General features: G+C 65.6%; 3 protein-coding genes, 1 tRNA gene and 2 rRNA genes. 1 reads left to right on the top strand and 5 read right to left on the bottom strand.

The window, feature by feature from the left end; translation table 11 throughout:
• Positions 1–11 precede the first annotated feature (11 nt).
• Entirely contained in the window at positions 12–5,483 is a 5,472-nt protein-coding gene (locus OG303_RS15325; protein ID WP_405868872.1) for a HAMP domain-containing protein, read from the bottom strand.
• Between the two features lie 376 nt (positions 5,484–5,859).
• Here OG303_RS15325 and OG303_RS15330 point away from each other — a divergent pair, with 376 nt between their 5' ends.
• A complete protein-coding gene (locus tag OG303_RS15330) occupies positions 5,860–8,613 on the top strand; it encodes a SpoIIE family protein phosphatase (RefSeq protein ID WP_405868874.1) in 2,754 nt (917 codons plus the stop codon).
• 52 nt (positions 8,614–8,665) lie between these two features.
• Here the strand turns inward: OG303_RS15330 and OG303_RS15335 are convergent.
• The 4 genes from OG303_RS15335 to OG303_RS15350 form a co-directional block, all read right to left on the bottom strand.
• Positions 8,666–8,741, bottom strand: a tRNA-Thr gene (locus OG303_RS15335).
• Positions 8,742–8,837: 96 nt separating this feature from the next.
• Entirely contained in the window at positions 8,838–9,500 is a 663-nt protein-coding gene (locus OG303_RS15340; protein WP_405877275.1) for a DegT/DnrJ/EryC1/StrS family aminotransferase, read from the bottom strand.
• A 114-nt stretch (positions 9,501–9,614) separates the two neighbouring features.
• A 5S ribosomal RNA gene (rrf, locus tag OG303_RS15345) occupies positions 9,615–9,731 on the bottom strand.
• An 88-nt stretch (positions 9,732–9,819) separates the two neighbouring features.
• A 23S ribosomal RNA gene (locus OG303_RS15350) occupies positions 9,820–12,939 on the bottom strand.
• Between the last annotated feature and the right edge of the window lie 147 nt (positions 12,940–13,086).

A 13,086-nucleotide genomic window follows, 5' to 3' on the forward strand; every position in this document is an offset into this window, starting at 1 on the left:
GATAGTTCCCGTCACTCCCCCCGCATCCACTGCTCCATCACCGACAGCAGATGATCGGGATCGACCGGTTTCGTCACGTAGTCGGAGGCGCCCGACTCGATCGCCTTCTCCCGGTCGCCCTTCATCGCCTTCGCGGTCAGCGCGATGATCGGCAGGCCTGCGAACTGCGGCATCCTGCGGATCGCCGTGGTCGTCGCGTAGCCGTCCATCTCCGGCATCATGATGTCCATCAGGACGACCGCGACGTCGTCGTGCTGTTCCAGGACCTCGATGCCCTCGCGGCCGTTCTCGGCGTACAGCACGGACAGCCCGTGCTGCTCGAGGACACTGGTCAGCGCGAACACGTTGCGGATGTCGTCGTCGACGATCAGCACCTTCTGGCCGCCGAACCGGATGCCGCGGCGCACCTGCGGCGCCGCGTCCTGCTCCGCGGCCGACCACTGCTCCTGATGCGCCAGGCGCTGGCCGGCGTCGAATCCGGACCTGCGGCGGCGCCTGAAGAGCGCCGCGGCACCGTTCTGCGTCTCCCGGTACGACTTCACCTCGGCCGGCGTCTCGACCGCCACCTCGGAGAGCTGGGCCAGGTCCGCGGCGGCCACCAGGTCGCCGGCCTGCAGGGCGGGCAGGGCCTGCTGGTATCCCTGCGGCGGCAGTTCGCTCGGATGCAGCGGCAAATACAGCGTGAACGTCGAGCCGCGCCCCGGCTCGCTCTGTGCGTGGATCTCACCGCCGAGCAGCTGGGCGATCTCCCGCGAGATCGACAGCCCCAGGCCGGTACCGCCGTACTTGCGACTCGTCGTGCCGTCCGCCTGCTTGAACGCCTCGAAGATCACCCGCATCTTGCTGGCGGCGATACCGATACCGGTGTCGGTCACCGAGAACGCGATCAGGTCCGCGTCCGGATCGGTCATCGAACCGGCCTCGAGCAGCTGCTCCCTGATCGCCATCGGGACGTCCCGGCCGGCGGGCCGGATGACCAGCTCGACGGCGCCCGAGTCGGTGAACTTCACCGCGTTGGACAGCAGGTTCCGCAGCACCTGCAGGAGCCGTTGTTCGTCGGTGTGCAGCGTGGCGGGCAGCTCCGGAGACACCCGTACGGACAGGTCGAGGCCCTTCTCCGCGGTCAGCGGCCGGAACGTGGCCTCCACGTAGTCGACGAGCTGGACGAGCGCGATACGCGTCGGAGAGACGTCCATCTTGCCCGCCTCGACCTTCGACAGGTCGAGGATGTCGTTGATCAGCTGGAGCAGGTCGGAACCGGCGCCGTGGATGGTCTCGGCGAACTCGACCTGCTTCGGAGTGAGGTTCGAGTCCGCGTTGTCCGCGAGCAACTTGGCAAGAATCAGCAGCGAGTTGAGCGGTGTACGCAGCTCGTGCGACATGTTGGCGAGGAACTCGCTCTTGTAGCGCATCGACACCGCGAGCTGCTCGGCACGCTCCTCCAGGACCTGCCGCGCCTCCTCGATCTCGGTGTTCTTCACCTCGATGTCCCGGTTCTGCTGGGCCAGCAGCTCGGCCTTCTCCTCCAGTTCGGCGTTGGACGCCTGGAGTGCCTTCTGCCGGTTCTCCAACTCGGCCGAACGCTCACGCAGTTGCTCGGTCAGTTCCTGCGACTGCTTCAGCAACTGCTCCGTCTTGGTGTTGACGGAGATGGTGTTGACGCTGGTCGCGATCATCTCGGCGATCTGGTTGAGGAAGTCCTTCTGGATCTGCGTGAAGGGAGTGAAGGAGGCCAGCTCGATGATGCCGAGCACCTTCCCCTCGAACAACACCGGGAGGACGATCACTTGCGCGGGCGGCGCCTCGCCGAGGCCCGAGGAGATCTTCAGGTAGCCACTGGGCGCGTTCTCCACCAGGATCGTGCGCTTCTCCTCGGCGGCCGTCCCGATCAACGCCTCGCCCGGCCGGAACGACGTCGGCATGGAGCCCATCGAGTAGCCGTACGACCCGAGCATGCGCAGTTCGTACGCGTCCTCGCTTTCGGGGCTCAGCTCCTTGCCGTCGACGGGCGTCATCGCGACGAAGAACGCGCCGTGCTGGGCGGAGACCACCGGCGTCAGCTCGCTCATGATCAGCGACGCCACGTCCTGCAGATCGCGGCGGCCCTGCATCAGAGCGGAGATGCGCGCGAGGTTGCCCTTGAGCCAGTCCTGCTCCTTGTTGGCGATCGTGGTGTCGCGCAGGTTGGCGATCATCTTGTTGATGTAGTCCTGCAGTTCCTGGATCTCGCCGGACGCGTCGACGTCGATCTTCAGGTTCAGGTCGCCGCGGGTCACCGCGGTCGCCACGCGCGCGATGGCGCGCACCTGCCGGGTGAGGTTCCCGGCCATCTCGTTCACGGACTCGGTGAGGTCGCGCCAGGTGCCGTCGACGTCACGCACGCGTGCCTGGCCGCCGAGCTGGCCCTCCGTGCCCACCTCGCGGGCCACCCGGGTGACCTCCTCGGCGAAGCTCGACAGCTGGTCGACCATCGTGTTGATCGTCGTCTTGAGCTCGAGGATCTCGCCACGGGCGTCAATGTCGATCTTCTTTGTCAGGTCACCCTTGGCGATGGCCGTGGTGACCATCGCGATGTTGCGCACCTGACCGGTCAGGTTGGACGCCATCTGGTTCACGGACTCGGTGAGGTCCTTCCACGTACCGGCCACACCGGGTACGTGCGCCTGCCCGCCGAGGATGCCGTCCGTGCCCACCTCACGGGCCACCTTGGTGACCTGGTCGGCGAACGAACTCAGCGTCTTCACCATGGTGTTGAAGGTGTCCGCGAGCTGCGCGACCTCACCGCGCGCCTCGATCGTCACCGTCCGGGTGAGGTCGCCGTTGGCGACCGCGTTCGCGACCTGGGAGATGTTCCGCACCTGCATGGTCAGGTTCTTGGCCATCAGGTTGACGTTGCCGCTGAGGTCCTTCCAGATGCCCGTGATGCCGGGAACGTGCGCCTGGCCGCCCAGGATGCCCTCGGTGCCCACCTCGCGGGCCACCCGAGTCACCTGCTCGGCGAAGCTGGACAGCTGGTCGACCATCGTGTTGACCGTCGTGACGAGTTCGAGGATCTCGCCCTTCGCGTCGACGGTGATCTTCTTGGACAGGTCGCCCTTGGCGACCGCCGTCGTGACCTCGGCGATGTTGCGCACCTGGATGGTCAGGTTGTTCGCCATGAAGTTCACGGACTGCGTGAGGTCCTTCCAGGTGCCGGAGACGCCCTGCACCTCGGCCTGACCGCCGAGCTGCCCCTCCGTGCCCACCTCACGGGCGACCCTGGTGACCTCCTCCGCGAAGGACGACAGCTGGTCGACCATCGTGTTGAGGGTGTTCTTCAACTCCAGGATCTCCCCGCGCGCGTCCACGGTGATCTTCTGGGACAGGTCACCACGGGCCACCGCGGTGGCGACCTGCGCGATGTTGCGCACCTGGGCCGTCAGGTTGCCGGCCATGCCGTTCACCGAGTCGGTCAGGTCCCGCCACACACCGGCGACGCCGGGCACCTGCGCCTGCCCGCCGAGGCGGCCCTCGGTGCCCACCTCGCGGGCCACACGGGTCACCTGGTCGGCGAACCCGGAGAGCTGGTCGACCATCGTGTTGATGGTGTTCTTCAGCTCCAGGATCTCGCCGCGCGCGTCCACGTCGATCTTCTGCGAGAGGTCACCCTGGGCGACCGCGGTGGTGACCTGTGCGATGTTGCGCACCTGGGCGGTGAGGTTGCCCGCCATGCCGTTGACGGAGTCGGTGAGCTCCTTCCACGTACCGGCCACCCCCGGTACGACCGCCTGACCGCCCAGCCGGCCCTCCGTGCCCACGTCCCGGGCCATCCGTGTCACCTGGTCGGCGAAGGACGACAGCTGGTCCACCATCGTGTTCACGGTGTTCTTCAGCTGGAGCATCTCGCCGGAGACGTCCACGGTGACCTTCTGCGACAGATCGCCGTTGGCCACGGCCGTCGTCACCTGGGCGATGTTGCGCACCTGCCCGGTGAGGTTGCGGAAGGCGGTGTTGACCGAGTCGGTCAGGTCCTTCCACGTACCCGCCGCGCCCGGCACCTGCGCCTGCCCGCCCAGCTCACCCTCGACGCCGACCTCCCGGGCCACCCGCGTGACCTCGGAGCCGAACGACGACAGCTGGTCGACCATCCCGTTGACGGTGTTCTTCAGCTCGAGCATCTCGCCGGCCACGTCGACGGTGACCTTCTGGGAGAGATCGCCGTTGGCCACAGCCGTGGTCACGGCGGCGATGTCCCTCACCTGAATGGTCAGATTCCGGAACACCGTGTTGACGGAGTCCGTCAGGTCCTTCCACGTACCCGCCGCGCCCGGCACGTTCGCCTGACCGCCCAGCTGCCCCGCGGCACCGACCTCGTTGGCCACACGCGTGACCTCGTCCGCGAAGATCCGCAGCGTCTCGGTCATCTGGTTGATCGTGTCCGCGAGCTGCGCGACCTCGCCGCGTGCGGAAACGGTCACCTTCTGCGACAGGTCACCGTTGGCGACCGCTGTCGTCACCTGCGCGATCCCGCGCACCTGGGCCGTCAGGTTGCCGGCCATGAGGTTCACCGAATCGGTGAGGTCCTTCCACACACCGGCCACACCCGGCACCTGCGCCTGCCCGCCGAGCTCGCCCTCGGTGCCCACCTCGCGCGCGACTCGCGTCACCTCGGAGGAGAAGGACGACAGCTGGTCCACCATCGTGTTGACGGTGTTCTTGAGCTCCAGCATCTCGCCGGCGACGTGAACCGTGACCTTCCGGGACAGATCACCCTTGGCCACCGCGGTCGTCACCAGGGCGATGTCCCGCACCTGGGCCGTCAGCCGGTACGCCATCGTGTTGACGGAATCCGTGAGGTCCTTCCACGAACCCGACATGCCACGCACGCGTGCCTGCCCGCCCAGCTTGCCCTCGGTGCCCACCTCGCTGGCCACACGTGTGACCTCGTCGGTGAACGTCGACAGCTGATCGACCAGATTGTTGACGGTACGGCCGACCTTGAGGAACTCCCCGCGCAGCGGATGCCCGGTCCCGTCCGGCGCCTGCGTCCGCAGCTCCATGCGCGGCGACAGATCACCCTCGGCCACCGCCGACAGCACCCGCCCGACCTCGGAGACGGGCCGTACCAGGTCGTCCACGAGCGCATTGGACGCCTCGATGGCCGCCACCCAGGAACCCTCGTAGGCGCCCGTCTCGAGCCGCTCGGTGAGCTTGCCCTCACGGCCCACCATGCGCCGCACCCGCGACAACTCGCCCGTCAAATGCAGATTGCGGTCGGCCACCTCATTGAAAACCGCCGCAATCTCAGACATCACGCCGTCACCGGACACCGTGAGCCGCTTACGGAAGTTCCCGTCCCGCATCGAGACGAGAGCCACCAGCAGTCGGTTCAGGGTCGCCGTATCCACCGCGGTGGTCCCACCGCGCGGTTTGCGCTGGTCTTTCAGGGACTGTCCGCCTTTCGCGCGCGTTTTAGTGCCCCGCGTCGCTGCGCCAGACTCCACTGTGTCCCTCCCGCAGGGGTCGACCGTTACTGCTGTGCTCGCGTACTACTGCTCGACGTTCCAGTTACTGCTGCGTGTTTCTGCCGGATATACCGGGCCGCACCACGGGCTGCTGCCCACAGGACGCGGTACACACTCAGGCTGCCCGGACCTTCACAAGAAGCTTGCCCAGTGTTTCACCCTGCCTGAACCCGGCCATAACAGTTCGGCAGCTTCGCACATCGTCCGCACACCCTCTGGGCGGAAACACTGCAGACCGGCATCCGCATGGACGGCGAAGGTAAGTAACCTTGCATGCGGCTGTCCAGCCGCGCCGGTCCGTCCGGCCTGGGCGGTGGCACGAGAACGAGCGGGCATCGGAGGGGCGGCCGCACACATGACCACCGGACTGATCCCGGGGGGACAACCCCCGGACCCCCGGCCGACGGGCGGCCTGCCGCATCAGCGGCACGAGCCGGTCGGCCAGGCAGCCCTGCCCGTCGACAACCGGACGAGGAGTTCTGTGATCACCGCGCGCGCGGCCGCCAGCTTCGAGCCCGTCGGACGATCGGTAGCGACCGCCCGCTCCTTCGTCCGCGACACCCTCCAGGGCTGGGGCTTTGCCGACATCGTCGACGATGCCGTGGTCCTCACCAGTGAGCTGGTCACCAACGCCGTGGTGCACGCCGGCACAGCCGCGGACGTCCTGTGCCTGCGCACCGACGACGGCGTACGCATCGAGGTCGGCGACCGCTACCCGGAGCGTGAGATCCCCCTCCAGGGCCACCCCGTCAACATGGGCAGCCCCGACCGCGAGGGCGGCCGCGGACTCCAGCTGTGCGCGGCCCTCGCCGGCCGCTGGGGCGTCGAGTACACGCCCACGCACAAGCAGGTCTGGTTCCAACTCGCCGTCCCCGAGCGTGCGGTCGGCACGCGCGCGGCAGGCCCGTCCCTGCCCGCCGACCTGCTCCCGCTCGCCGACGGCAGGGTGCGCGTCGCGGTCGTCCAGATCGACCGCACCGGCTCCATCACGTCGTGGAACGAGGACGCGGAGGAACTCTTCGGCTACGCGGCCGAAGGAGTGATCGGCAAGCCCCTCACCGACCTCGCCGCCTGGCCGCACACGCCCGGCACCAGCACGGGCATCGCGGAGGCGCTCCGACTCTCCCGCTGGGAGGGCAGTTACGGCATAAGGGGCGCCAACGGCCGGGTCACTCCGGTGTACGCCTCCCACCTCCGCGTCCGCGACACGGGTGGCGAGCCGTCCACGGTCTGCCTCCTGGTCCGCGACCACGAACGGGCCGTCCTGCAGACCCCGTTGCGCATGCCGGCCTCCGACTCGTCGACTTCCGCCGACGGCCAGAACACCGACCCCTTCGAGGTGTTCATCGGCTCCCCGGCCCCGGACGACCTCGACGGCCTCCTCCAGCGCACGGTGGAGCGCGCCCGCGACATGCTGGATGCCGACTCCGCCTTCCTGCTCCTCGCGACCGACGACGAAACGGAGTTGGAGGTCCGCGCCTCCACGGGCCTGCCCTCCGCCCGCCAGCGCTTCGCGCGCGTGCCCGTCGAGGCAGGCCCCGGCCGCTACGGCTCGGCCCGCATGCCGGCGGTCCACGACGACCTCTCGGCCGTACCGGGCGCCGTACCGCTGCTGAGCGGCACGGGCATGCGCTCGGTCGTCACGGTCCCCCTGAAGGTCGAGGGCCGCCTCACCGGCTCCCTCGGCGTCGCGGCCGAGAGCCCCGGCAGATACTCCAACGAGGAGGCCCTACGCCTCCAATTCGCCGCCGACCGCATCGCGTTGGCGGTCGAGTCGGCCCGCCTGGGCGAGCTGGAGCGCCTGCGCCGCGGCTCCCTGAGCTTCCTGGTGGAGGCCTCCGACCTCCTCGCGGGCACCCTGGACCGGGACCAGACCCTGGCGCTGATGGCCCAGATGACGGTCCCCACGCTGGCCACCTGGTGCGCCGTCTACACCATCGCCGACCAGGCCTCCGAGCCGTACCTGTCGTACGTCCTGCACGAGGACGAGGAACTCATCGACGGCATCAAGTCGTTGCTCTCGAAGGTCTCCCCGCCCGACCCGGTACCGACCCCCGGCGCCCGCGTCTGGTCCGCCCCCGGCGAGGTAGCCCACCAGGCGGCCCTGCGCAGCTCCATGCGCAGCCTCGGCCTGAGCGGCGGCCCGACCCACCAGATCGCCTCGGGCATCGGCCCCACGCTCGCCACAGCTTCCGCGGTGGGCGGCGAGACGGTGGTCCTCCCCTTGGTCGCCCGCAACCGCGTCATCGGCATGCTGACGCTCGGCAAGCCCACCGACGAACACTTCCGCCAGGAAATCCTGGAACTGGCCGAGGACTTGAGCCGCCGGGCCGCTCTCGCCCTCGACAACGCCCGCCTCTACTCCGAGCGCACGGCCATCAGCCAGTCCCTCCAGCGCAGCCTCCTGCCGCCCGAGCTCCCCGAGATCGACGGCGTCGAGGTCGAGGTCATCTACCGCGCGGCCGGCGAGGGCAACGAAGTCGGCGGCGACTTCTACGACCTCTTCCCGATCAGCGACGGCGCCTACGGCTTCGCCATCGGCGACGTCTGCGGTACGGGCCCGAACGCGGCGGCGGTCACGGGCCTCGCCCGGCACGCCCTGCGCCTGCTGGCCCGCGAGGGCCTCAGCGGTCCGGCGGTCCTGGAGCGTCTGAACTCGGCCATTCTCGACGAGGGCGCCCGCAGCCGCTTCCTGACCCTCCTGTACGGCGAGATGCGGCCACAGGAGGACGGCAGCGCGGAACTGAAGGTGGTCTGCGCCGGCCACCCCCTCCCGCTCCGCCTGCGTCAGGACGGCACGGTCGAACCCGCCGCCGAACCGCAGCCGCTCCTGGGCGTCATGGACGACCTGGAGCTCTACGAGCAGACGGTCACCCTCGACCCGGGCGACGTCCTGCTGTGTGTCACAGACGGCGTCACGGAACGCCGCGAGGGCACCCGCATGCTGGGCGACGACGGCCTCACCGACGTCCTCACGACCTGCACAGGCCTGACGGCCGGCGCCGTCGCTGCCCGCATCATGCGCGCGGTGGAACGCTTCGCATCCGACGCCCCGTCCGACGACATGGCGATCCTGGCGATGCGGGTCCCGGGCCTCCACAAGGACTGACAGGCCTACGAGCACGAAAAAGGCCCCGCCCAATTGGGCGGGGCCTTTCGACTGGAGCCCCCAAACGGAATCGAACCGTTGACCTTCTCCTTACCATGGAGACGCTCTACCGACTGAGCTATGGGGGCCAGTTGCCCTGGGAGGTTTCCCTCGCGGCAACGGAATAGATCATACCCCGAACATACACGTGCTCCCAACTGCCTCGCCCGGTACCGACCGCTCGCTCAGAAGGCAGGCTGGAGCAGTCCGCCCAGTGCATTGCAGGCACCCACGATCCGCTGCATGTCCCGCTTCGTCAGCGCGGCGTCCACGGGCAGCGCGAGGGTCTCGTCGGCGGCCCGCTCGGTCTCCGGCAGCGACACGCACCGGCGGAATTCCGGCAGCCGGTGCACAGGCGTCTTCACCGGCACCCGGCACTCAACTCCCCTGGCCCGCACGGCCCGAGCGAAGGCGTCCCTGTCCGGTCGCCCATTCCCGGGAACACGCACGACGTACTGCTGATAGGTGTGCCCGTCACCCCCGTCGGGCGTCCGCACACCCCTCAACTTGGCGTCGAGATAAGCGGCCCGCTCCCTCCGCTGAGCGATCTCGTCGTACGGCACCTCGGACTCGCCCTGCTCCAGCACCAAAAGCCCGTGCCGCTGCCCCACACCGTGCAGCCGCGCGATGTCGGCCGGCCGTCCGAAGCGGTGTACGACAACTACCGCCGCCGTTCGCGGAGTTACGGCCGCCTCGACAGCGGACGGGTCAAGGCCGTACGTCAACGGATCTATGTCGGCGAACACCGGCAGCGCGCCGGCGAGGGCGACGGCCCCGGCGACCTCGGCGTTCCCGAAGGCCGGCACGACAACCTCGTCACCGACTCCGACGCCGGCGGCCCTGAGCATTGCAGCAGTACCCATGCTTCGGATGGTTGTTGCGCAACGTGAACTTCAAGTGACGCAGAACAAAAAAGGGTTGGACCCCGAACCGAAGTTCTGGATCCAACCCTTTGAAGAATTGTTCGGCGGCGTCCTACTCTCCCACAGGGTCCCCCCTGCAGTACCATCGGCGCTGTAAGGCTTAGCTTCCGGGTTCGGAATGTAACCGGGCGTTTCCCTCACGCTATAACCACCGAAACACTATGAAACTGTCCAGCCACGCCACGCTCTGTGAAACGTGGGGCTGTTCGTGGTTTCAGAACCAACACAGTGGACGCGAGCAACTGAGGACAAGCCCTCGGCCTATTAGTACCAGTCACCTCCAGCGGTTACCCGCCTTCCAGATCTGGCCTATCAACCCAGTCGTCTACTGGGAGCCTTACCCCATCAAGTGGGTGGGAATACTCATCTCGAAGCAGGCTTCCCGCTTAGATGCTTTCAGCGGTTATCCCTCCCGAACGTAGCCAACCAGCCATGCCCTTGGCAGAACAACTGGCACACCAGAGGTTCGTCCGTCCCGGTCCTCTCGTACTAGGGACAGCCCTTCTCAATATTCCTGCGCGCGCAGCGGATAGGGACCGAACTGTCTCACGACGTTCTAAACCCAGCTCGCGTACCGCTTTAATGGGCGAACAGCCCAACCCTTGGGACCGACTCCAGCCCCAGGATGCGACGAGCCGACATCGAGGTGCCAAACCATCCCGTCGATATGGACTCTTGGGGAAGATCAGCCTGTTATCCCCGGGGTACCTTTTATCCGTTGAGCGACGGCGCTTCCACAAGCCACCGCCGGATCACTAGTCCCGACTTTCGTCCCTGCTCGACCCGTCGGTCTCACAGTCAAGCTCCCTTGTGCACTTACACTCAACACCTGATTGCCAACCAGGCTGAGGGAACCTTTGGGCGCCTCCGTTACTCTTTAGGAGGCAACCGCCCCAGTTAAACTACCCATCAGACACTGTCCCTGATCCGGATCACGGACCCAGGTTAGACATCCAGCACGACCAGACTGGTATTTCAACGACGACTCCCCCCGAACTGGCGTCCGGAGTTCAAAGTCTCCCAGCTATCCTACACAAGCCGAACCGAACACCAATATCAAACTGTAGTAAAGGTCCCGGGGTCTTTCCGTCCTGCTGCGCGAAACGAGCATCTTTACTCGTAGTGCAATTTCACCGGGCCTATGGTTGAGACAGTCGAGAAGTCGTTACGCCATTCGTGCAGGTCGGAACTTACCCGACAAGGAATTTCGCTACCTTAGGATGGTTATAGTTACCACCGCCGTTTACTGGCGCTTAAGTTCTCAGCTTCGCACGCCCGAAAGCGCACTAACCGGTCCCCTTAACGTTCCAGCACCGGGCAGGCGTCAGTCCGTATACATCGCCTTACGGCTTCGCACGGACCTGTGTTTTTAGTAAACAGTCGCTTCTCGCTGGTCTCTGCGGCCACCCCCAGCTCACCGAGTAAATCGGATCACCGGTGATGGCCCCCCTTCTCCCGAAGTTACGGGGGCATTTTGCCGAGTTCCTTAACCATAGTTCACCCGAACGCCTCGGTATTCTCTACCTGACCACCTGAGTCGGTTTAGGGTACGGGCCGCCATAAAACTCGCTAGAGGCTTTTCTCGACAGCATAGGATCATCCACTTCACCACAATCGGCTCGGCATCAGGTCTCAGACTATGTGTCAGGCGGATTTGCCTACCTGACGTCCTACACCCTTACCCCGGGACAACCACCGCCCGGGCTGGACTACCTTCCTGCGTCACCCCATCACTCACCTACTACCACCTTGGTCCGGCGGCTCCACCACTTTCCTTTCCCCGAAGGGTCCGGAACGGCTTCACGGCCTTAGCATCAATAGGTTCGGTGTTTGACGCTTCACAGCGGGTACCGGAATATCAACCGGTTATCCATCGACTACGCCTGTCGGCCTCGCCTTAGGTCCCGACTTACCCTGGGCAGATCAGCTTGACCCAGGAACCCTTAGTCAATCGGCGCACACGTTTCTCACGTGTGAATCGCTACTCATGCCTGCATTCTCACTCGTGAACCGTCCACCACTGCCTTCCGGCGCGGCTTCACCCGGCACACGACGCTCCCCTACCCATCCATACAGGCGTTGGCCCTATTGTATGAATGACACGACTTCGGCGGTACGCTTGAGCCCCGCTACATTGTCGGCGCGGAATCACTAGACCAGTGAGCTATTACGCACTCTTTCAAGGGTGGCTGCTTCTAAGCCAACCTCCTGGTTGTCTCTGCGACTCCACATCCTTTCCCACTTAGCGTACGCTTAGGGGCCTTAGTCGATGCTCTGGGCTGTTTCCCTCTCGACCATGGAGCTTATCCCCCACAGTCTCACTGCCGCGCTCTCACTTACCGGCATTCGGAGTTTGGCTAAGGTCAGTAACCCGGTAGGGCCCATCGCCTATCCAGTGCTCTACCTCCGGCAAGAAACACACGACGCTGCACCTAAATGCATTTCGGGGAGAACCAGCTATCACGGAGTTTGATTGGCCTTTCACCCCTAACCACAGGTCATCCCCCAGGTTTTCAACCCTGGTGGGTTCGGTCCTCCACGAAGTCTTACCTCCGCTTCAACCTGCCCATGGCTAGATCACTCCGCTTCGGGTCTTGAGCGTGCTACTAAAACGCCCTATTCGGACTCGCTTTCGCTACGGCTACCCCACCCGGGTTAACCTCGCAACACACCGCAAACTCGCAGGCTCATTCTTCAAAAGGCACGCAGTCACGAGGCAAGCACAAATGCTTGCCCGACGCTCCCACGGCTTGTAGGCACACGGTTTCAGGTACTATTTCACTCCGCTCCCGCGGTACTTTTCACCATTCCCTCACGGTACTATCCGCTATCGGTCACCAGGGAATATTTAGGCTTAGCGGGTGGTCCCGCCAGATTCACACGGGATTTCTCGGGCCCCGTGCTACTTGGGTGTCTCTCAAACGAGCCGTTGACGTTTCGACTACGGGGGTCTTACCCTCTACGCCGGACCTTTCGCATGTCCTTCGCCTACATCAACGGTTTCTGACTCGTCTCACGGCCGGCAGACCGTAAAGAGAGATCCCACAACCCCGCACACGCAACCCCTGCCGGGTCTCACACGTATACGGTTTGGCCTCATCCGGTTTCGCTCGCCACTACTCCCGGAATCACGGTTGTTTTCTCTTCCTGCGGGTACTGAGATGTTTCACTTCCCCGCGTTCCCTCCACTTGCCCTATGTGTTCAGGCAAGGGTGACAGCCCATGACGACTGCCGGGTTTCCCCATTCGGACACCCCCGGATCAAAGCCTGGTTGACGACTCCCCGGGGCCTATCGTGGCCTCCCACGTCCTTCATCGGTTCCTGGTGCCAAGGCATCCACCGTGCGCCCTTAAAAACTTGGCCACAGATGCTCGCGTCCACTGTGCAGTTCTCAAACAACGACCAGCCACCCATCACCCCACCCTGAAGGGCGAGTTCACTGGGGCCGGCATCCCGAAGGACGAGCAACGCTCGTACCCTCAGACACCCAACAGCGTGCCCGGCCCGTGT

The sequence above is a fragment of the Streptomyces sp. NBC_00005 genome, assembly GCF_045160215.1.
In the GTDB taxonomy this organism is placed as follows: Bacteria; Actinomycetota; Actinomycetes; order Streptomycetales; family Streptomycetaceae; genus Streptomyces.

Coding starts and splice junctions, on each gene's coding strand:
- OG303_RS15330 (WP_405868874.1), top strand. CDS start 5,860: ATGACCACCGGACTGATCCCGGGGGGACAACCCCCGGACCCCCGGCCG.
- OG303_RS15340 (WP_405877275.1), bottom strand. CDS start 9,500: ATGCTCAGGGCCGCCGGCGTCGGAGTCGGTGACGAGGTTGTCGTGCCG.